We start from the raw sequence: 21,462 nt of genomic DNA, 5'->3' as shown, positions 1-21,462 counted from the left end.
TGTATGATTTCTTCCAAGCAAAAATACCTCCTTTAAAACCTTATATTATTTAGTGTATCCGAAAGATAGGGGATGTATAAAGTGAAACTTCAATACTCCCCTTATGATTTTTACAGTTTTCACAAAAAATTCCTTATGAAAAAAAGAGGCAACTAGATCTTACCAATCTAGTTGCTCCAAGAAGTTATATACATCCTCATGTAGCTCTTCACGTTGTTTATCAAGTGTAATGACATGCGTAGAGTCTTCGTACCATTTAATGTCTTTTAACGTAGATTCTACACCGTTATAAATAATGTTAGCACTATCTGTATTAATCATTTCGTCATGACGTGCTTGTACAACAAATGTTGGCGCATAAATCATATCCACATTGTTACGTACGTCAGCAATTAATTGTTGTAATGCTTTTAATGTATTCATCGGTGTCTTTTGGAATTCCAACATTTCTTGTTCAATTTGTTCTGGTGATTTTTGCTCACGTTTTTTATATTCGCGGGCATATGCCAATATACCTTGGTACATCGTTTCTTCGCTCTTAATATACATAGGTGCACACATTGGTACTACACCTAAAACCGGTACTGTATAACCCAATTTTAAAGAAAATACGCCGCCAAGTGACAATCCAACAACAGCAATTTTCTCAAAACCTTTATCTTTTAAAAACTGATATGCCTCCGTTACATCTTGCCACCAATCTGTAGGACCTGTATGAACAAGCTCTTCTGGTGGTACACCGTGCCCTTTATAAATTGGCGCATGACAAGTGTAGCCTTTCTTTTCTAAGAAACGCCCTAACATACGTACATCAGCTGAGTTCCCTGTGAATCCATGTAGTAATAAAACAGCGCGGTCTCCACCCTCAAATGTAAATGGTTTCGGAGATGCTAATTTCATCATGTACTTCTCCTCTTTCTCTTCTGTAATCTAGTCGTATTCTTTCTATATCTTAGTGTACCATATTTATATTTCTATAATCTAATTAGAAACATCTTTCAAATGGCAAAACAAAAAAAGAAGAACCATTAGTACATTTTACTAACGCTTCTTCTTTCAATTCTATAAGTTCAAGTACGTAACACCAATTGTTAATGCGAAGAACAATACAGCTAAAACAATTGTAATGCGGTTTAATACCGCTTCAATCCCACGTGCTTTTTGCTTACCAAATAATTGCTCTGCACCGCCTGAAATTGCACCTGAAAGGCCTGAGCTATTACTAGACTGCATAAGTACCATAACAATCATTAAAATCGATACAATAATAAGTAAAACTGATAATAACGTATGCACTTGGCGTACCTCCTACAAAGATTCAGTTATTGTAACTGTAGCATAAATTCTATAGAAAAGCGAGAGCTATAGAGGCGCTCTCGCTTTTCTTCTATTACATAAACATCATCGCAAATAACGGTCCAAGTAAACATGTCAAAATTGCTGTTAATGTCATTGTTACCGATCCAATAACACCTTCATGTTCGTTATTTTTCATCGCTCTCATAACACCCATAATATGAGAAGCACATCCAAATCCGATACCTTTACCAACTGAGTTTGTAACACGACTCCATTTTAATAAAAGGGGTCCTGTAATCGTTCCAGTAATACCTGCAATAACAACGAAAGCTGCTGTTAAGGAAGGTACACCACCGACTTGCTCTGAAACACTCATCGCAACTGGCATTGTCACCGATTTTGGTAAAGACGATAAGATTAAGCTTTTATCCGTTCCCATAAGTGAAGCAATCGCAAAATCACTAGCGATTGCAACTGTTGTACCTACCAATACGCCACCAGCAATCGGTACAACATATTTTTGCAGAACATGACGTTGTTTATAAAGAGGAATTGCAAATGCTACAACACCGGGTCCAAGTAGCTTTGCAATCCAGCCACCACCACTTTCCATATAATGTTGATATGGTATATCAAGCACGATAAATAGGAAAGCCATTAATCCAGTTGCTACAAGCATTGGAATGGTGAATGGTGTTGGAAATAATTTATAGATTTTTTTAGATAATTGATATAATAGCACCGTAAAAAGAACCCAACCGACTCCGATTAATATTTGGCTCATCGCGACTCTCTTTCCTTCCTATTCGCAAGATATTGTCCTGTATGTCCTGCGACAATAATAATTAAAAATGTACTCGCTACAACTGTAATGAAAAGAGAAATTCCTTTACTCATAAAAAAAGCACCGTAATTCATTAGGCCAAGCGTTGGCGGAATTAATAAAAACGGCATAATAGCAACGAGTGTTTCTGCTCCTAAATCGAACCATTTCACTGGAAGAACTTTTAGGCTAAGTAAAACAAGTAAGAGGAACATTCCAATCAAACTTCCTGGAATCGGAATATTTAACATTTCTTGCACCCAAGTTCCAACCATATAAAACACGTAAAGAGCAGCAATTTGGACAAGAATCTTTGTAAATTTCATGTTCATCATCCCTCATGTTTATACGATCTTCTGTTAATATCTTTATCATAGTATAAATTGTAAAAAGCTGCAATTTATCAACTTGACAGCAAAAACAGCCTATGTTATACGCTTACAACCTTGATACGACTGCATTTCTAAACGAAAATTACGTCAAAAACCTTGACCTAATATAAAAAGTTTTTATTTTCTGAATTTAAAAGACTATTATTTCAATAAAATAATCTTTTTATTCTTAAACTTACATATATATAAAGTGAAACTTTAATCAATGAGATTCCCCTCATCCTTATTGATTATTAGCCCTCACCAAGCTGGTTTGTACGGGATAAACAAGATAGGTGGTGAACATATGCCCAAAAAAGTTCTCATTTTTTGTGATCCTGGGATTGATGATACGATGGCTCTCCTCTTAGCATTCTTTATCGATGAAATAGAAATCGTCGGTATCGTTGCTGATTACGGCAATGTTCCAAAAAAAATGGCCGTAGAAAATGCTCATTTTTTTAATAACGAAACAAAGAATAGAAATATCAAGATATTCGGTGGTTCAGAACGTCCCCTTACTGGTGCCCCACCTGCGTTTTTTACGGATGTACATGGAAAACAGGGGCTCGGTCCAATTATTCCAAAGGTGAATGTGACTAACGGAGAAATGGAGAATTTTTTTGAAGTTATTCCTCTTATTGAACAGTATAAGGATGAATTAATTATTGTGAGTTTAGGAAGACTTACCTCCCTAGCAATTTTGTTTATCATGTGCAAACAGTTGATGAAACAAATTAAATCTTACTACGTAATGGGCGGTGCCTTTTTACATCCTGGTAATGTTACCCCTATTTCCGAAGCAAACTTTTATGGCGATCCTACTGCCGCTAATATAGTCCTTCAATCCACAGCTAACATGTACATATACCCATTAAACGTCACTCAATACTCCATCATTACACCAGAAATGGCAGAATACATTGAGGCAAAAGGAAAAGCTCCACTTGTCAAACCGTTATTTGATCATTATTACTACGGATATTATAAAGACACCCTACCACATTTAAAGGGGAGCCCCTTCCATGACACAATACCAATACTCGCTTTACTTGATAACTCTATGTTTACCTATCACAAATCACCTATCGTTGTCATGACAGAATCTTATGCACAGGGGGCAAGCATTGGAGAATTTCGCTCTTTAGGAGAATCTAAACCATTTATTGATTGGCCGAGTCATCAAATAGCAATTGATTTTGATTATAACCGCTTCTTCAAACATTTCATGTCACTTATGACGGGTGAACAATTTTAGCATAAAAAAACAGACCGTGATTTCTCACGGTCTGTCGTTTATTTTCTACAATTATCGTTTGATGTTATAGAAAGATTTGATACCATCGTAAACAGCTACTTCGCCTAGCTCGTCTTCGATGCGTAATAATTGGTTGTACTTAGCAATACGGTCAGTACGGCTCATAGAACCAGTTTTGATTTGGCCAGCGTTAGTTGCAACTGCGATGTCAGCGATTGTAGCATCTTCAGTTTCACCAGAACGGTGAGATACAACTGCTGTGTAACCAGCACGTTTAGCCATTTCGATAGCTTCGAAAGTCTCAGTTAAAGTACCGATTTGGTTAACTTTAATTAAGATTGAGTTAGAGATACCTTTTTCGATACCTTCAGCAAGTTTTTGAGTGTTAGTTACGAATAAATCGTCACCAACTAATTGTACTTTATCACCGATACGCTCAGTTAATAATTTGTGACCATCCCAGTCGTTTTCGTCTAAACCATCTTCGATAGAGATGATTGGGAAGTCTTTGCAAAGCTCTTCATAGAAATCAACCATTTCTGCAGAAGTTAAGCCAGTACGGCCTTCGCCTGCAAGGTCATATTTACCAGTTTCTTTGTTGTAGAACTCAGAAGAAGCAACGTCCATTCCTAAGAATACGTTCTCGCCAGCTTTGTAACCAGCTTTTTCGATAGCTTCGATGATTACTTCTAGAGCTTCACGGTTAGAACCAAGGTTTGGAGCGAATCCACCTTCGTCACCTACTGCAGTGTTAAGACCTTTGTCATGTAATACAGCTTTAAGTGCATGGAATACTTCAGCACCCATACGGATTGATTCTTTGAATGTTGGAGCACCAACTGGTAAGATCATGAACTCTTGGAAGTCAACGTTGTTATCAGCGTGAGAACCACCGTTGATGATGTTCATCATTGGAGTTGGTAATTGTTTTGCATTGAATCCACCAAGGTAACGGTATAATGGAAGACCTACGAAGTCAGCTGCTGCGTGAGCTACTGCCATAGATACACCAAGGATAGCGTTAGCGCCTAGTTTACCTTTGTTTGGAGTGCCATCTAATTCGATCATAGCACGGTCGATACCAGCTTGGTCAGTTACATCGAAACCTTCGATTTCTGGAGCGATAATTTCGTTAACGTTGTTTACTGCGTTAATAACACCTTTACCAAGGTAACGAGATTTGTCACCGTCACGTAATTCTACTGCTTCGTGTTCACCAGTAGATGCACCACTTGGTACGATAGCGCGTCCGAAAGCGCCGCTTTCTGTATAAACTTCTACTTCTACAGTTGGGTTACCACGAGAGTCAAGGACTTCGCGAGCATAAACATCAATAATTGTTGGCATAATAAATTCTCTCCTTTTTATATAAGCAAATTATTTAATAATTGTTTTACCTGTCATTTCTTTCGGTTGTTCCACATTTAAAAGTGTAAGCATTGTTGGAGCGATATCACCTAAGATACCATCTTCACGTAATTCTACGTCGTTCTTAGTAACAATGAAAGGAACCGGGTTAGTTGTATGAGCTGTCATTGGCTCTCCTTCAGAAGTTAATTCTTCATCCGCATTACCATGGTCAGCAGTAATAAGTGCTACACCATCTTTTGCAAGAATCGCTTCTACAACTTTTCCTAAACATTCGTCAGTTGCTTCTACTGCTTTAATTGTTGGTTCCATCATCCCAGAATGGCCAACCATATCACAGTTCGCAAAGTTAAGAATGATAACATCATGTTTATCATTTTCGATTTCATTTACTAAAGCGTCCGTTACTTCGTAAATGCTCATTTCAGGTTTCAAGTCATACGTTGCAACCTTTGGTGAGTTAATTAAGATACGCTCTTCTCCTGGGAATTCAGCCTCACGACCACCGCTAAAGAAGAATGTAACGTGCGGATACTTTTCAGTTTCCGCGATGCGAAGTTGCTTTAATCCCGCTTGCGCAACAACTTCACCTAAAGTGTTATCAAGGTTCATTGGCTTGAATGCCACGTAACCATCTACAGTTTCACTAAAGTGTGTCATACATACGAATTCTGGAATGTGAGGTACTTTTTCACCACGATCGAACTCACGGAAGTCTTCGTTTGTAAATACACGAGCAATTTGAATTGCACGGTCTGGACGGAAGTTATAGAAGATAACTGCATCATCATCATTGATTGTTGCAACTGGCGTGTTATCTTCGTTAACAATTACAGACGGCAATACGAATTCATCATAGATACCGTTCGCATAAGAGTCTTCTACACACTCTTCTGCTGATTTATAAGTAGGGCCTTCACCATTTACCATAGCACGGTAACATTTTTCTACGCGATCCCAACGCTTGTCACGGTCCATGGAGTAATAACGACCAGAGATAGTCGCGAATTGTCCTACTCCTGTTTCTTTAATTACTTCATTTGTTGCATCGATATAGCTTTGTGCTGTTTTTGGTCCAACATCGCGGCCATCTAAGAATGCATGAATGTATACTTTCTCAACGCCTTCTTTAGCTGCTAAGCGAAGAAGAGCAAACATGTGATTCATGTGACTGTGCACACCACCGTCAGAAAGTAAACCGAATAAATGAAGTGCAGTACCTTTTTCTTTTACGCTTTTAATTGCACTTTGGAACGTTTCGTTCTTATCGAACTCACCTTCACGAATTGCAACGTTAACGCGTGTTAAGCTTTGATATACAATGCGGCCAGCACCGATATTTAAGTGACCAACCTCAGAGTTACCCATTTGACCTTCTGGAAGACCTACTGCCTCGCCACAAGCTGTAAGCGTTGTGTGAGGGAATTTATTCCAGTAACCATCAAAATTAGGTTTCTTAGCTTGTGCTACAGCATTCCCGTAAGTTTCTTCACGAAGTCCGAAACCGTCAAGAATGATTAAAGCTGTTGGCTTTCTCATTTTACCGCCCCCAGAAGACCTAAGAACGAAGCTGGCTCTAAGCTAGCACCGCCAACTAAAGCGCCGTCGATGTCAGATTGTGCCATATACTCTTTAATGTTTTCTGGTTTTACGCTACCGCCGTATTGGATACGAACAGCTTCTGCAGCTTCTGGAGAAACAGCTTCTGCAACAACTTTACGGATGTGCGCACATACTTCGTTTGCATCTGCAGAAGAAGAAGATTTACCTGTACCGATAGCCCAGATTGGCTCATAAGCGATAACAGTTGCTTTAACTTGCTCTTCTGTTAAACCTGCAAGTGCTTTTGTCACTTGACCTGCTACTAGATCAAATGTTTTTCCGCTTTCGCGCTCTTCTAAAGTCTCACCACAACATACGATTGGTGTTAAACCATGTTCAAATGCTGCGATAGTCTTTTTGTTTACTGACTCATCTGTTTCAGCAAACATTTCACGACGCTCAGAGTGGCCAAGTACTACATAGCCAACTTTTAAGTCGCTAAGTGCTACTGGGCTAATTTCGCCAGTGAATGCACCATTTTTTTCGAAGTGCATGTTTTGTGCACCTACTTGTAAGTCAGTTCCTTCAGTTGCTGCTACAAGGCGCTCTAAGAATAGAGCTGGAGAGCAAACTACTGCATCAACAGCTGAAGCTGCTGGGATTTGACCTTTAACTTCCTCTACGAAACTAACTGCTTCTGATAGAGTTTTATTCATTTTCCAGTTACCTGCGATAATTGGTTTACGCATGCTTTGCACCGTCCTTTTTCTTTGGCTGCTACTTATTTGTCGTTAAGACAAACTACACCTGGAAGCTCTTTACCTTCCATGAATTCTAATGACGCACCGCCGCCAGTAGAAATGTGGCTCATTTTATCAGCCATACCGAATTTTTCAACAGCTGCTGCAGAGTCACCACCGCCGATAACAGAGTATGTATCTTCTGCATCTGCTAATGCTTGTCCTACTGCTTTTGTACCTTCTGCGAATGGAGTCATTTCGAATACACCCATTGGTCCATTCCATACAACAAGCTTAGAATTTTTAATTACATCTGCATAAATTTCACGTGTTTTAGGACCGATGTCCACGCCTTCCCAGTTAGAAGGGATAGAGTCGATACCAACGATTTTAGTTGTTGCAGTTTCAGAGAATTCCTCAGTGATTACAACATCAACTGGCATGTAGAAGTTTACGCCTTTTTCTTTTGCAAGTTGCATAAATTCTTTAGCTAGTTCGATCTTGTCGTCTTCACATAGAGATAGACCAATTTCATGACCTAAAGCTTTAACGAATGTGTAAGCAAGTCCACCACCGATGATTAAGTTATCTACTTTGTCTAATAGATGACGAATTACACCGATTTTATCTTTTACTTTCGCACCACCGATAATAGCTGTAAATGGACGTTCTGGGTTAGAAAGTGCTTTACCAAGTACATCTAACTCTTTTTCCATTAATAGACCAGATACTGCTGGTAGGTAGTCTGCGATACCTGCTGTAGAAGCGTGAGCACGGTGAGCTGCACCGAATGCATCGTTTACGAAGATGTCAGCAAGTGCTGCAAATTCTTTCGCAAGTTCTGCATCGTTCTTTTCTTCGCCCGCATAGAAACGTACGTTTTCAAGAACTAATACGTCGCCTTCGTTCATTGCTGCAACCATTTCTTGTGCAACTGGTCCGAATGCTTCGTCCGCTTTTTTAACGTCTTTACCAAGAAGCTCACCTAAACGTGCTGCTACTGGAGTTAAACGCATTTCTTCTACTACTTGACCTTTTGGACGGCCTAAGTGACTTGCTAAAATAACTTTCGCACCTTGCTCTACTAAATATTGAATTGTAGGAAGAGCTGCACGGATACGAGTTTCATCTGTAATTTTGCCTTCTTTCATAGGTACGTTGAAATCAACGCGGCAAAATACACGCTTACCTTTTAAATCTACGTCACGAATTGATTTTTTGTTCATTGGATTTCCCTCCGACTACTAGTTAGGATTGACAAAACCCACTCAAAAGCTTAACACATTTGCTTTTAAAACGAAAGAAGAGAGAGAGGGAACAAACCCTCTCCCTCGTTTTGTCATTGATAACTTATATAATTAAGAATTAAAGACCTTTTGAAGTCATGTAAGCTGCTAGGTCTACTACGCGGTTAGAGTAACCAGTTTCGTTATCGTACCAAGAAAGTACTTTAACCATGTTACCTTCCATTACCATTGTAGATAATGCATCGATTGTAGAAGAAGCTGTACATCCGTTATAGTCGATAGATACTAATGGCTCTTCGCTGTATCCAAGGATACCTTTTAATTCGCCTTCAGCTGCTGCTTTGAATGCTGCATTTACTTCTTCAACTGTTACTTCTTTGTCAAGTTCAACAACTAGGTCAACTAGAGAAACGTTAGCAGTTGGAACACGTACAGCGCCACCGTTTAATTTACCTTTAAGTTCTGGTAATACTAATGCTACAGCTTTAGCTGCACCAGTAGATGTTGGGATCATGTTTTCAGCTGCTGCACGAGCACGACGTAAATCTTTGTGTGGTAAGTCTAAGATTTGTTGGTCGTTAGTGTAAGAGTGAATTGTTGTCATCATTCCGCGTTTTACGCCGAATTTTTCGTTTAATACTTTAGCGAATGGAGCTAGACAGTTTGTAGTACAAGAAGCGTTAGATACTACGTTGTGGTTAGCTGCATCGTATTGTTCGTGGTTAACACCCATAACTACAGTGATATCTTCGTCAGAAGCTGGAGCTGAGATGATAACTTTCTTAACTGATCCACCTAAGTGTTTCTCAGCGTCTGATTTTTTAGTGAAACGGCCAGTAGATTCTACTACTACTTCTACTCCGTAGTCGCTCCATGGTAATTGAGCTGGGTCACGCTCAGCGATAACTTTAATTTCTTTACCGTTAACAACGATGCTGTTTTCGTTAGCAGATACTTCTGCATTTAAAGTTCCGTGAACTGTGTCATATTTTAAAAGGTGAGCTAATGTTTTAGCATCTGTTAAGTCGTTGATTGCTACTACTTCTACCTCAGAGTTGTTAAGAGCTGCGCGGAATACGTTACGTCCGATACGTCCAAATCCATTAATACCAATTTTAGTCATTTGAATTTCCTCCTTGGGGGATTATATTAAAGGGTAAAACCCTTTGTTAACTGTTTTGCTGCACCTTCATCTGTAATTAGAATTGAAGTGTGCCCTTGTTTAATTACAGCCTGTATTGCTTTTGCCTTTGAAGAACCTCCAGCGACTGCAACAACGTGAGATACATTTTGTAAATCCTCTAGTTGCATACCAACTGTTCTTACTTTATGAACAACATTTCCTTCTTCATTAAAGTAGTAACCGAAAGCTTCGCCAACTGCTTCGCTTGCCTGAATCTTTAACCAATCTGCTTCTGAAGTACTTCTGCGACGTGCCATTGTTAACGCATCACCTATTCCATGAATGACGATATTGGAAGATCGAATCAACTCAAGAACTTCTTTCACGGAAGGCTCTGTCACAATAGACGCATATGCTTCGCTACTAACATGGTCTGGAACATACAATAAGCGATAATTACTCATCGTATTTTGCGCCATCTTGGCACAAATGGTATTGGCTTCTAATTCGACGCCTTCTCCAATTCCACCACGTGCTGGGACAAATAGCATATGTAAATCTTTGCAATCAAGTTGCATCATGTCCGCAGCAGCAGCTAGCGTAGTTCCTCCAGCCACAGCAACGATATTATTCGCTGTCAGACGGTCTTTTATACAAGTCACACAAGCACGGCCCATCTCCAGTTTGACCCAAGGTGATTCATCACTATCACCAGGGACAACGAAAACTTCATCCAAGTCTAATGTTTCCTTAAGTTGCTTTTCTAAAACCTTTAACCCGGAAATTTCTTTCATAAAGTCTTCCAAAGCAAGAACTAAAGCTGTTCCTTCTTCTGTCAAAGTCATTCCAGAAGAAGCGACGTGAACTAAGTTTTGTTCTTTCAAAACTTGAACTTCACTTCGCAATACTCGTTCTGTCATACCGAGACTTGCTGATAAGTTTCTTCTTCCAATCGGCTGCATGAGCCTAATGTATTGAAGAATTTGCATTCTCGTTTGCATAACAGGTAGCAGATCAGGTAATAATTTTTTTGTGTTCTGAATCCATGAGCGCATATCTTTTCTCCTCACTACATCGGTTCATTTTTCCTTCGTGGTCACTTTACGTCCCGTAGTGACATTTTGTGTCCCACATAGGTTAAAAAAATAATCCCTGCTACGTGTATTATTGTAACAGGAGATAGAAACTTATTCAACTCTTAACTGCATTCTTTATATAGTTTATTATGACACCTTTGTGAATGTTACCATATTCTACTTGTTTTCCGTCCATTTCTACAACCGGAATCATTAAGTGATATTTTTCTAAAAGGTCATTATCTTCATATATATCTATTTCCTCGATTTGAAAAGAATATTCACATTGTACTTCCTGTAAAACTTGTTTCGCCTTCACGCAAAGGCCACAATCTTTTTTAGTATACAGTACAACTTTCATCTTCTTCACCTATCCGATCGTTTTTCGTAATGACGAAGCTGGGATATGCATTTGTTCTCTATACTTCGCCACTGTTCTTCGAGAAATAACAATTTCATGCTCTTCTTCTAATAATTTTGAAATCTTTTGATCTGAAAGTGGCTTTTTCTTATCCTCTGCCCCAATTAGCGTTTGAATAAATTGTTTTACACGTTTTGTAGAAACTGCTTCATCTTCAGTCGTCGAAACGGCATTGCTAAAGAACGATTTCATCTCAAATAAACCGTGTGGTGTTTGCACATATTTATTTCGCGTCGCACGACTAATTGTCGATTCATGCACACTTAACTCTTCCGCTACCTCTTTTAAAGCGAGAGGTCTTAAATACTCTGGACCTTTCCAGAAGAAATCACGTTGTTTTTCCATAATAATAGTCATTACTTGCAGCAATGTCTGTTTTCTCTGCTTCAAACTACGCATAATCCACTGCACATGCTGATACTTTTCTGATACGTAAGATGCTACTTCACTTTCACTATTATTAAGAAGCGCACTATATTCAGAGTGAATTTCAATTCTCGGCATATTTCTCTCATTCATTTGTAAAATGAGGCGATCGCCATCTTTTTTCACCGCCATATCAGGTACAATGTAAAGTGGTTTATCTGAAGAAAACGCAAGACCAGGTTTTGGTTGTAATGAAGTTATACAATTTACCGCACTCTGCAATTCCTCATTACTACACTTCAACACTTGAACGAGCTTTCGCCAATCTTTCTTCACGAAATAAGCGAAATGATCTTCTACAACCTCTTCTGCTAATCCATTACGTCTTTGTAAGCGCTTCAATTGCAAAGTTAAACATTCCTGAATATTACGCGCCCCTACCCCTGCTGGTTCCAGTGATTGGACAAGCTCTACAGAGCGGTCGACTACATGAATGGGCGCAGAAAGGAGCTCTGCTAACTCTTCATTCGTTTCTTGTAAATATCCATTTCCATCCATGTTCATAATAATGAAAGAAGCTACTTTTCGCTCTTCTTCATCTATTTTATAATACTGTATTTGATTTAATAAATGTTGCTGAATCGTTGTAGAATCCACACTGTAGATCTCCATCTGATTCTCGACTTGTTTGCTGGTACTTTTACTGTTGTTAGAGCTCTTTTTCTTCTCCCTCTCAAAACCACCTAACTCAATAAGGGGATTCTCTAACGATTGCTCATACAAAAACTCCGATAATTCTTGTACATTATACTGGAGCATTGTAATCGCTTGCCTTAACTCTTGTGTCATTGCCAAACGTAAGCTTTGTTCTTGTAAAAGACTTGCCTTCAAACTAATCTCCCCCTTGTTTCTATTGTACAATAAGTTTGGTAAAAGGAGAATCCTCACGCAGACACCCATTCCAAAATATTATTAATTTATATGTATTAATGAGATTTACAACTTACAACCTAAATTTGAATAATATTGAAAGAAAATAATAAACTCAATTATTTGTTACCACATACTAATAGTAACCCTTAATTTTATATATAACAACATTAAATTTATCTCTGTTCAATTCCAAAATAAAAAGAGCAGTTTAGGTATAGTGACACTTCACTATGCCTAACTACTCTTTTACGATACTTAATTAAGAAAGAAACCTCTTATTTAAAGCTAAGGAACTTTGATTCCTAATTACATAGGAATCATAGAGATAATCGTTCGATTCACTAGACGCTCCTTGAATTCCTCTCATCTCTTCCACAGACAACTCAACTATTTTTTTCACGCTTCTCTCGTTATTACTATCCATCATTTTTTGTTTTCTTTTCGAAAAAAATCCCATAATTTATTCCCCCCTGCAATTAATTATTTTTTAACAATTGAATGAATTTAAGGCTCTTACCACTTCTTAATACACCTTTCGGATAGACCTTCGCTGCAAACATAGCAATTAAGCTAATGCTAGCCAGTAATACAACCATAGATGTAATAATTTCTAAACTCCCAACGGATCCATTAATAATCCTAACTACCATACTAATTGGGGCTGTAAACGGAACATATGATGTCACCCTTGATACTAGCCCTTCAGGGTTATCAAGTACTACTAATAACTCCACCACTAAGCTTCCCATCAATATAAGAGTAATCGGCATCGTTGTTCCGGATAATTCTTCTGGCCTGCTTACCATAGAACCAAACACTGCGAAAAGTGCCGCATAAACGAAGTAACCGAGAACAAAATATAACAAGAAATATGCAGCATGCTCACCTGTAATCATATTTACATCAATATTCACTCCAAAAAACGAATCCGATACCTTAAAAATTCCAGATTTAATATATAGCGCCATACTAAGGAAGAAAATAAATAACTGTGTCAAACTAGCAAGACCGACTCCTAATATCTTCCCAAAGACCATGTGAACAGGCGACACCTTCGTTACCATCACTTCCATAACACGCGACGCCTTCTCTGACGCTACCGCTGTAGCAATCGCATTTCCATACGAAGTAATTGCTAAGTACATAATCGCCACTAATAAATACACCAGTAAGAATGAGCTTGTTTCTTCGTTATTTAAGTTTTGCTTTTTCGCTTGCACGTTCATCGTCAGTGATTTCACAGCCTCTTCTGATAACTGTTGTTTAACTACCGCACTTTGAAAATACTGATTTTGTACAAATACCTGCGCACTTTGAATCAACTTAGGATTATCCACCTTCATAAAGTAATCTAATACTGGTTCAGCACCCGCACCCTCTTTTAATATAAAGAGCGCTTCGACTTTCTTATCTAACAAATCTTGCTTATATTGATTTAATTTTGTTTTATCACCTAAATACCAATCCCATTCTGGAAGAGCTTTACTAAGATTAGATTGATCCAAAGTAACATTAGGTGCTTCGGAAATAAATACAACTTTTGCTTTTTCTTTCTCTCCAGAAAACTTTTGTACTAAAGTTGGAAAGGAGAATAAGAATATCCCTCCCCCTATTAATAACAATGTCATCCCAATAAATATTTTCGTCCTCACACGATCCCAATACGTTTGCCCTAAAACAATCCAGAAATTCCTCATTACTTATGCACCCGCCTTTTCAACAAAGATTTGATGTAAAGAAGGTTCTTTAATAGAAACATCTCGGATATATTGTTTAGTTTTAATGTCTTCAAGCAGCGAAAATGCATCCTCTCCATCATTAACTTTAATCATGAACGTACGATTAACTTTTTCAAAATTGAAATTTTTCTTCTTAAGAATCGGTTCAATATCCCCTTCCGTTTGCAACGTCATATATTTGTATTGATAACTTTTCTTAATATCTGACAAGGCACCCGATAATACAATTTGACCGTTTTTCATAATACAAATTTCCTCACAGAACGTTTCTACACTGTCCATTTGATGACTACAAAAGATAATCGTTTTTCTTTGCGCGATTAACTCAAGTACAACATTTTTTAACATCTCTGCATTTACAGGATCCAATCCACTAAATGGCTCATCTAGTATGATGAATTCCGGATTATGCAATATCGCTGAAATCAATTGAATTTTTTGTTGATTTCCCTTTGACAATTCCTCTGTTTTCTTCTTTAAATGTGGTGTCATTTCTAATTTTTCTAGCCACTGTAACGCATGCCTTTTTGCAAGATTAGCTGGCATTCCTTCTAACTTGCCGAAATACACCAATTGCTCCACTACATTCATTTTCGGGTATAATCCACGCTCTTCTGGTAAATAGCCAATAGATAGGTCTTTCTTTGAAAAAGGGCGATTATTCCATAGAATTTGGCCGCTATCCGGTTTGATTAAATCTAAGATCATACGAATCGTTGTCGTCTTACCAGCACCATTTCGGCCCAGCATCCCTAAAATTCCACCTTCTTCTACACGTATATTTAAATCATTAACGGCTTTATATTCACCAAATGTTTTATTTAATCCTTGAATTTCAAATGCCATCCATAACAGCTCCTTTTAGCTTTTTACGAAATAAATAACCGCCATTCCTAATACCATCCCGCCTACCATCAACAAAAACTTTTTCATAACTATTTCCTCCTTCATTGACTTGTTAAGTTGTATCTTTATCATAGACTTCTTTCTGATGCTATTGTCCGCAATCCGTACTGTATTTACCGTAAAAAAAGCGAACCACTCTTATGTGGTTCACCGCAATTTCAACAGATGAAGTTGATTGTATGAAAACTTCTTAAATGTTATTATAAAAATATTCAGAAATTAAACGATATACCTACAAAGAGAGGTGTCCAAACCGTTGCAGATACAACGTAACTTCGTTTTCATTTTATGTGTAACTATCCTGTATTTTTGTTTACAAGGCTATATCTTATATAAAATAAACCAACCATATAGTGGAGTTCTTATTTCTAAAACAGACTCAGCTACATACACAATAGCAAAAATTAAATCCTCCGGTTGGGCTTTTCATACGGACTTAAAAGAAGGCGATATAATCTATTCGATAAATAAAGAAAAGCCTCATTTAGGAATACTTCCTGGATATCAAAACCAATCACTAAATGCATCTGAAATACAAGTTAAAAAAGGCGATATCATCCAAACTTATAAAGGAACACAACATTTTATTGATTCTCGTGACAAAATTATTTCTATATACTTTCCCTTCCTACTCGCTTTTATTTGTTTAGGGTTATCTATTTTTCTTTATACAAAGAAGCCTTTGAGCCGGGAAACATTCTTTTTGATTACGTTTCTATTCATGACTTCCTCAAGTCTTCTAATCGCAGTTGAATCTGGTAAAGGTGATTTTATCGCCCTCATTATTTTAAGTATTGTATTTCAAGGTACACCTATGTCTCTCATTTTATTATTGAATGAGTTATTCAAGAAAAAGCAACTATACGTCATTTCTATGAGATTTCTAAAAATCGATATTGCAATTGGCATTATTTTACTATCACTCTCTATTTTAACGATGTTCATTCCATTTCCCGTAGTTAATACCGATGGATTAGAACTAATTTACCTTTCAATAAATATTATCTTTTGCATATATTTTTTAATCCGTGCCTATATCAAATATCACAATACAGTACATAAACCATTTTTAAAATTAATGCTCACGATTCATTCCATTGCCTTCTTTCCGTTCGTTACACTCTATGCCCTTCCAGATGCAATATTCAGTACACCGATTCTCTCAGCAGATATTGGAGCTATGTTCCTAATCGCTCTTCCAATCGGTTATTTTTATTTAGTAGCGACGAAGCAGATTTTTGATGTAGATTTTGTATTTGATCGTTTACGGTATTACGCATTTCTGTCATTAATCCCAACTCTATTAATTGCAATCATTACGAGCTGGAGCATTTATTACAAAGACAATTTTCTCTCTCGACTGCTGCAAAGTTTTATTATTATTTTTCCGTTAAATATTCTATTTCTCATATTAAAAGAAAGATTAGATTTTACATTTCGTAATCACCTCTTTCGGACTAAAACAAACTTATACGTAAATATTGAACAGTTTACCGCACAGCTATCATCTATTATGAAAACAGAAGAGTTAGAGAAAAAATTCACTAATGAAATCGTTTCGATGTTGAAACCTTCTTTTATTCAATTTGTTCAATATGATATGAAAGAAAACACATATACACGATGCAACGGATATGGACAAACGAAAGATTTCACACTTTCTAAAAAGAAAAAATGGAGTATGGCAGCATTACTAATTAATGATTTATTAGAGGATGATGGATGCATCGGTATTTACTTATACTCTACTAAACATATAAAACACTACATCTGGATTGGAACAAAAGTGAATAATATTAAATATAATACGCATGAAAAATCATGGTTCATCACTGTCACGACATACGTCCGTCTTATTTACGAAAACTTGTATACCATTAATGAAATTATTCATTCTCTAGAGCAGGAGAGTTTAGAATCCAAAACAAATTCTGCAAGCTTATCACGCCTACTCTTTCAAATTTCTGAACAAGAAAGGCGCCGACTTGCTTCAGATTTACACGACTCTGCATTACAAGATCAAATTGTATGGTACCGCAAACTAGACTCTTTACTAAAAAACAAATCCGTTCCACTAGAATTAAAAAATGAACTAAAAAAAATCCACTTCGGTATGCACGATGTAATACAACAAATTCGCGACACATGTAATGAATTGCGTCCATCACTTTTATCAGATGCTGGTTTAATTGGTGCATTAAGAGAATTGCTAGCCCAAACACAATTACGTGTGCAGTTTCAAATTCAATTTGATCATGAATCAATTCAAGAACATCATTACGATTTTGACAAAATTTTATCTTTATATCGCATCATTCAAGAACTACTAACAAACGCAGATAAACATTCCGAGGCAACCATCGTATCGATTTTTTTATGGGAAGAGAATAACTGTATTTTCCTAGACTACCGAGACAACGGCAAAGGTTTTAATATAGACACTCCCCACTCTCCTAAGCAGCATATGGGGCTTTCCGGTATAAAAGGAAGGCTTCAATCAATTGGTGGAGAAATACATATAGTATCCGAAGCAAAAAAAGGACTTCAAATAAACATTACAGTTCCGAGGTGGTAAATAATGATTCGAGTATTAATTGTAGATGATCATCAAATTGTAGGCGAAGGAACAAAGAGCATGATTGAATTAGAAGAAGATATGCAAGCAGAATATATTTTAAATGAACAGGAAGCACTTATAAAAAGTGATGCTACACCTTTTGACGTATACCTCTTGGATATGAATATGCCCAATTGCAGTGGTATTGAACTCGCCCAGAAAATATTACATATTCAAACAGATGCAAAAATCATTTTATATACAGGTTTTGAATACGTATCCCAATTCAATTTATTAATAAACTCTGGTATCAGCGGCATTATTAGTAAATCAGCTTCTCAGCAAGAGCTATTAATGGCAATTCGTGCAGCTGTAAACGGATATACTTTACTTCCTATTTCGTTATTACGTCAACTACGTACAGACGATATAACGACTCAACAACTTGAAAATAAAACCGCTCTTCTTACACAAAAAGAATTAGAAATCTTAGAATCCGTCTCTAAAGGAAGTAGCAATAAACAAATTGCTGATGAACTGTACATGAGTTCAAGAGCTGTAGAATACAACCTAACAAAAATCTTCAAAAAATTAAAAGTAGGATCACGCTCCGAAGCTTTAACAGAAGCAATGAGACAAGGCATTTTGAAAGTACACATATAAAATGAGACTTCCATCAGTTTGTTTTGTTTAACCCTCAAATAATGAGATAAACAAAAAAGTCCTAACCTACAAAACGTAAGTTAGGACTTTTTGACGCGCCCAGAGGGATTCGAACCCCCGGCAGACGTGGTACCGGAAACCACCGCTCTATCCGACTGAGCTATGGGCGCATGATTATAGAAAACACTTCATTTTCTTCTCATAATAATAGCAATAAAATCCATCTAAATCAATAAAAATATCCCCGTAATACCTTATGCATCTTAGCTAAAAGCATATAAAATCTATTTCACCCCTAAATTTTCCAATCATAAATTCACCCCAACTCACAAATTATAATCTTTGAATTGATATTCCAAAGGGGGCTTCATTCAATGACTGTAATTACGAAACTAAAGCAAACTGTTTCTGGATTAAAAAGTGCACAAGCTAGCTTAGAGGGATTCGCTCTTGATACGGATAACCAACAAGCGAAGCAACTTTTCCAAACAGCTGCGCAGCAAACACAAACGATTATCGATTCTTTAAACCCACGCGTTGAAGAAGTCCAACAAGAAGAACCACAATACTCACAGCAATAACAAATCAGTCTTGCTGTGAAATAGAAAAAGGATGATATGCAGTCATCCTTTTTCTATCACATTACATATTGCAATAGAAATGGAATGATAATTATGCGAAAACTCGGCCTCATAACCGCATTATTTGCACTTCTATTTAGCTCTTTTACCGGATGTGATAATAGTCCTTTAGATAAAAAAGTGAAAGAAGAAGCAAAACGAACGGAGAAAGAAAAAGGTCCAAAGTTAACAAAGACGAGTACGGAATCCTTTAATCAATCTATATCACAAGGAGCGAAGAAAAGAGCTCTCGCTATGGATGAAATTATAAAAAGCACAGCAGTGAATTCAAATTTAGATCTCTACATAGCAGTTACACCTGAGCATCACGAAAGGTTTGGATTAAAACCTCTTCGTAAGAAGCTTCAAAAGCAGCTAAGTGATGAGCATCCTACTTTCGATGTTCGTGTCAGTACAGATAAAAAAATCTTTATGTTACTCGAAAAACTCGAAAGAAAAATTAAGGAAAAAGAAGTATCTAAAGATGAAATTAATAAACAATTAAAATTCATTGGTAAAAAAATGGAGTCTAACACTTAACGCTTTTTAAAAGAAAAGGAAGGATTGCAATGTCTAGTAAAGATAAAAACTTAACCCCTGTACAACAGGAGTATAAAAAATTCGAACAAGAACGCGAACCGAAAAGACCTGTCTTAAAAAATTGTATAAAAGCCTTTTTCGTCGGTGGTTTTATTTGCTTCATCGGACAACTCATTTCTACTTTTTATATCACATATTTTGATTTCACTGAACGCTCAGCAGGAAATCCGACAGTCGCAACTCTTATTTTCATTTCTATGTTACTAACTGGATTTGGTATATACGATCGTTTTGGGCAGTTTGCTGGTGCTGGCACAGCTGTACCTGTTACTGGATTTGGTAACTCTGTTATTGCAGCATGTATTGAGCATCGAACGGAAGGATTTGTCCTTGGCGTTGGCGGCAATATGTTTAAACTAGCGGGTTCTGTTATTTTATTTGGTGTATTTTCCGCTTTCGTCATCGCACTTATTAAAACGATTCTCGTTCAATGGGGAGGGCTATAAATGTTACAAGGACACCGAACGTGGGTATTTGAAAACAAACCAGTCATTATCTCAACAGGGGTTGTCGGTGGACCATTTGAAGCAAAGGGGAACATCCCAGAAGACTTCGATATCCTTCATGAAGATTTATGGCTTGGACAAGATTCCTATGAAAAAGCACATAAAATTTTATTCGAAGAAGCTTGTAGCCGCGCTACTGAAAAAGCAGAACTTCGTAAAGACGATATTCAATTCGTACTCGCAGGAGATTTAATTAATCAAATCACTCCAACAAGCTTTGCTTGCCGCACACTTGGCACTCCTTATCTCGGACTATTCGGGGCTTGCTCTACTTCTATGGAAGGTTTAGCACTTGGAGCAAGTATCGTAAATGCAAAAGGTGCAAAATATTTATTAACTGGAGCTTCAAGCCATAATACTGCTGTAGAAAAACAATTCCGCTACCCTACCGAATACGGTGGACAAAAGCCGCCTACTGCACAGTGGACAGTAACCGGAGCAGGAGCCGCTATTTTAAGCGATACTGGACACGGTCCAAGAGTAACCTCTGCAACAATCGGACGAGTGGTTGATATGGGATTAACGGATCCGTTTAATATGGGAGGCGCAATGGCTCCAGCTGCAGTTGATACAATTGAAGCCCATTTACGTGAACGCCAAATTGATGCCTCTTACTACGATTTAATCGTAACAGGCGATCTCGGACATGTAGGACGCGAAATTGCTTATGACTTACTACATAAACACGGAACGAAAGTAACGAGCAAACAATTTCAAGATTGCGGAATTATCATTTATAGAGAAGGACAACCTGTCATAGCTGGTGCTAGCGGGCCTGGATGTTCCGCAACAGTCGTTTACGGTCATTTATTAAACCGAATGAAAAGAGGAGAGTTCAAAAAAATACTTGTCGTTGCGACAGGCGCTTTACTATCTCCACTTACATTCCAACAAGAAGAAACGATTCCGTGTATCGCTCATGCCGTTTCGATTGAATTTGGAGGTGCAACGCAATGATTTTTTTCTGGGCTTTCGTCATTGGCGGACTCATATGTGTAATCGGCCAACTTATGTTTGATGTCGGCAAACTAACACCCGCTCATACAATGGCAACACTCGTTGTTGCTGGAGCTATATTAGATGGATTTAATTTGTATGAGCCATTAATTGATTTCGCTGGAGCCGGGGCAACTGTACCTATTACAAGCTTTGGTAATGCCCTCGTTCATGGCGCAATGGAAGAAGCTGCAAAACATGGCATCGTTGGCGTTATTACCGGCATGTTTAAAGTAACGAGCGCCGGTGTATCAGCAGCTATTATTTTCGGCTTCATTGGAGCGTTGTTATTCAAACCGAAAGGATAA

At 37.6% G+C, this 21,462-nt stretch carries 23 protein-coding genes and 1 tRNA gene; 8 read left to right on the top strand and 16 right to left on the bottom strand.

Going from position 1 to position 21,462, the window contains the following annotated elements; all coding sequences use genetic code 11:
• Positions 1-159 precede the first annotated feature (159 nt).
• From estA to IQ781_RS17455, 4 genes are all read right to left on the bottom strand, one after another.
• Positions 160-900, bottom strand: a complete 741-nt coding sequence (gene estA / locus IQ781_RS17470) for a carboxylesterase (RefSeq protein ID WP_180358746.1) — start codon at positions 898-900, stop codon at positions 160-162.
• A 162-nt stretch (positions 901-1,062) separates the two neighbouring features.
• Positions 1,063-1,296 (bottom strand): preprotein translocase subunit SecG, encoded by a 234-nt coding sequence (gene secG, locus IQ781_RS17465; RefSeq protein ID WP_000557262.1) that lies wholly within the window; start codon positions 1,294-1,296, stop codon positions 1,063-1,065.
• A gap of 94 nt (positions 1,297-1,390) precedes the next feature.
• Positions 1,391-2,083, bottom strand: a complete 693-nt coding sequence (locus IQ781_RS17460) for an LrgB family protein (RefSeq protein WP_000078309.1) — start codon at positions 2,081-2,083, stop codon at positions 1,391-1,393.
• On the bottom strand, positions 2,080-2,448 hold the full coding sequence (locus IQ781_RS17455) for a CidA/LrgA family holin-like protein (RefSeq protein ID WP_000673222.1): 369 nt from the start codon (positions 2,446-2,448) through the stop codon (positions 2,080-2,082). Before IQ781_RS17455 ends, IQ781_RS17460 begins: the two co-directional genes overlap by 4 nt.
• Positions 2,449-2,800: 352 nt before the next feature.
• Between IQ781_RS17455 and IQ781_RS17450 the strand changes: the two genes are divergently transcribed.
• Entirely contained in the window at positions 2,801-3,751 is a 951-nt protein-coding gene (locus IQ781_RS17450) for a nucleoside hydrolase (RefSeq protein WP_047792188.1), read from the top strand.
• A gap of 51 nt (positions 3,752-3,802) precedes the next feature.
• On the opposite strand, the gene eno is transcribed toward IQ781_RS17450, so the two are convergent.
• From eno to IQ781_RS17395, 11 genes are all read right to left on the bottom strand, one after another.
• The gene (gene eno / locus IQ781_RS17445) at positions 3,803-5,098 is read right to left on the bottom strand and encodes a phosphopyruvate hydratase (protein WP_017657033.1); all 1,296 of its coding nucleotides are present in this window, start codon (positions 5,096-5,098) and stop codon (positions 3,803-3,805) included.
• A 30-nt stretch (positions 5,099-5,128) separates the two neighbouring features.
• Complete coding sequence (gpmI, locus tag IQ781_RS17440; protein WP_063219974.1) at positions 5,129-6,658, bottom strand: 2,3-bisphosphoglycerate-independent phosphoglycerate mutase; 1,530 nt, start codon at positions 6,656-6,658, stop codon at positions 5,129-5,131.
• The gene (tpiA, locus tag IQ781_RS17435) at positions 6,655-7,410 is read right to left on the bottom strand and encodes a triose-phosphate isomerase (RefSeq protein WP_001231038.1); all 756 of its coding nucleotides are present in this window, start codon (positions 7,408-7,410) and stop codon (positions 6,655-6,657) included. Before tpiA ends, gpmI begins: the two co-directional genes overlap by 4 nt.
• 32 nt (positions 7,411-7,442) lie before the next feature.
• Positions 7,443-8,627 (bottom strand): phosphoglycerate kinase, encoded by a 1,185-nt coding sequence (locus tag IQ781_RS17430; RefSeq protein ID WP_001036350.1) that lies wholly within the window; start codon positions 8,625-8,627, stop codon positions 7,443-7,445.
• A 139-nt stretch (positions 8,628-8,766) separates the two neighbouring features.
• Positions 8,767-9,771: a type I glyceraldehyde-3-phosphate dehydrogenase gene (gap, locus tag IQ781_RS17425; protein WP_000161236.1), complete on the bottom strand. Its 1,005-nt coding sequence runs from the start codon at positions 9,769-9,771 to the stop codon at positions 8,767-8,769.
• A gap of 26 nt (positions 9,772-9,797) precedes the next feature.
• A complete protein-coding gene (gene cggR, locus IQ781_RS17420; RefSeq protein WP_001258185.1) occupies positions 9,798-10,826 on the bottom strand; it encodes a gapA transcriptional regulator CggR in 1,029 nt (342 codons plus the stop codon).
• A gap of 136 nt (positions 10,827-10,962) precedes the next feature.
• Positions 10,963-11,208 (bottom strand): glutaredoxin family protein, encoded by a 246-nt coding sequence (locus IQ781_RS17415; protein ID WP_000869730.1) that lies wholly within the window; start codon positions 11,206-11,208, stop codon positions 10,963-10,965.
• A gap of 9 nt (positions 11,209-11,217) precedes the next feature.
• Positions 11,218-12,525: an RNA polymerase factor sigma-54 gene (gene rpoN / locus IQ781_RS17410; RefSeq protein ID WP_000647957.1), complete on the bottom strand. Its 1,308-nt coding sequence runs from the start codon at positions 12,523-12,525 to the stop codon at positions 11,218-11,220.
• Between the two features lie 301 nt (positions 12,526-12,826).
• On the bottom strand, positions 12,827-13,024 hold the full coding sequence (locus tag IQ781_RS17405) for a hypothetical protein (protein WP_000505575.1): 198 nt from the start codon (positions 13,022-13,024) through the stop codon (positions 12,827-12,829).
• A 19-nt stretch (positions 13,025-13,043) separates the two neighbouring features.
• Positions 13,044-14,264: an ABC transporter permease gene (locus tag IQ781_RS17400; RefSeq protein WP_139847055.1), complete on the bottom strand. Its 1,221-nt coding sequence runs from the start codon at positions 14,262-14,264 to the stop codon at positions 13,044-13,046.
• Between the two features lie 3 nt (positions 14,265-14,267).
• Positions 14,268-15,152 (bottom strand): ABC transporter ATP-binding protein, encoded by an 885-nt coding sequence (locus IQ781_RS17395; RefSeq protein ID WP_000863489.1) that lies wholly within the window; start codon positions 15,150-15,152, stop codon positions 14,268-14,270.
• Positions 15,153-15,468: 316 nt separating this feature from the next.
• Here IQ781_RS17395 and IQ781_RS17390 point away from each other — a divergent pair, with 316 nt between their 5' ends.
• Positions 15,469-17,787, top strand: coding sequence for a sensor histidine kinase (locus IQ781_RS17390; protein ID WP_065381877.1), 2,319 nt, complete (start codon positions 15,469-15,471; stop codon positions 17,785-17,787).
• A 3-nt stretch (positions 17,788-17,790) separates the two neighbouring features.
• On the top strand, positions 17,791-18,432 hold the full coding sequence (locus IQ781_RS17385; RefSeq protein ID WP_000621765.1) for a response regulator: 642 nt from the start codon (positions 17,791-17,793) through the stop codon (positions 18,430-18,432).
• Positions 18,433-18,526: 94 nt separating this feature from the next.
• Here IQ781_RS17385 and IQ781_RS17380 read toward each other — a convergent pair.
• Positions 18,527-18,602, bottom strand: a tRNA-Arg gene (locus tag IQ781_RS17380).
• Between the two features lie 204 nt (positions 18,603-18,806).
• Between IQ781_RS17380 and IQ781_RS17375 the strand changes: the two genes are divergently transcribed.
• From IQ781_RS17375 to spoVAE, 5 genes are all read left to right on the top strand, one after another.
• Entirely contained in the window at positions 18,807-19,013 is a 207-nt protein-coding gene (locus IQ781_RS17375; RefSeq protein ID WP_000216166.1) for a DUF1657 domain-containing protein, read from the top strand.
• Positions 19,014-19,106: 93 nt separating this feature from the next.
• On the top strand, positions 19,107-19,592 hold the full coding sequence (locus tag IQ781_RS17370; protein ID WP_001228545.1) for a YhcN/YlaJ family sporulation lipoprotein: 486 nt from the start codon (positions 19,107-19,109) through the stop codon (positions 19,590-19,592).
• Positions 19,593-19,621: 29 nt separating this feature from the next.
• A complete protein-coding gene (spoVAC, locus tag IQ781_RS17365; protein WP_000095399.1) occupies positions 19,622-20,098 on the top strand; it encodes a stage V sporulation protein AC in 477 nt (158 codons plus the stop codon).
• Positions 20,099-21,115 carry a stage V sporulation protein AD gene (gene spoVAD, locus IQ781_RS17360; RefSeq protein WP_000938975.1) on the top strand — a complete coding sequence of 339 codons (1,017 nt, stop codon included), beginning with the start codon at positions 20,099-20,101 and terminating at the stop codon, positions 21,113-21,115.
• Positions 21,112-21,462 (top strand): stage V sporulation protein AE, encoded by a 351-nt coding sequence (spoVAE, locus tag IQ781_RS17355; RefSeq protein WP_000575919.1) that lies wholly within the window; start codon positions 21,112-21,114, stop codon positions 21,460-21,462. The genes spoVAD and spoVAE overlap by 4 nt, the downstream gene beginning before the upstream one ends.

Origin of the sequence: Bacillus sp. N447-1 (assembly GCF_022701035.1) — a bacterium.
GTDB classification, from domain to species: Bacteria; Bacillota; Bacilli; order Bacillales; family Bacillaceae_G; genus Bacillus_A; species Bacillus_A cereus.
The sequence above is the reverse complement of the archived record's forward strand: the minus strand, read 5'-3'. Positions and strand labels throughout refer to the sequence as shown.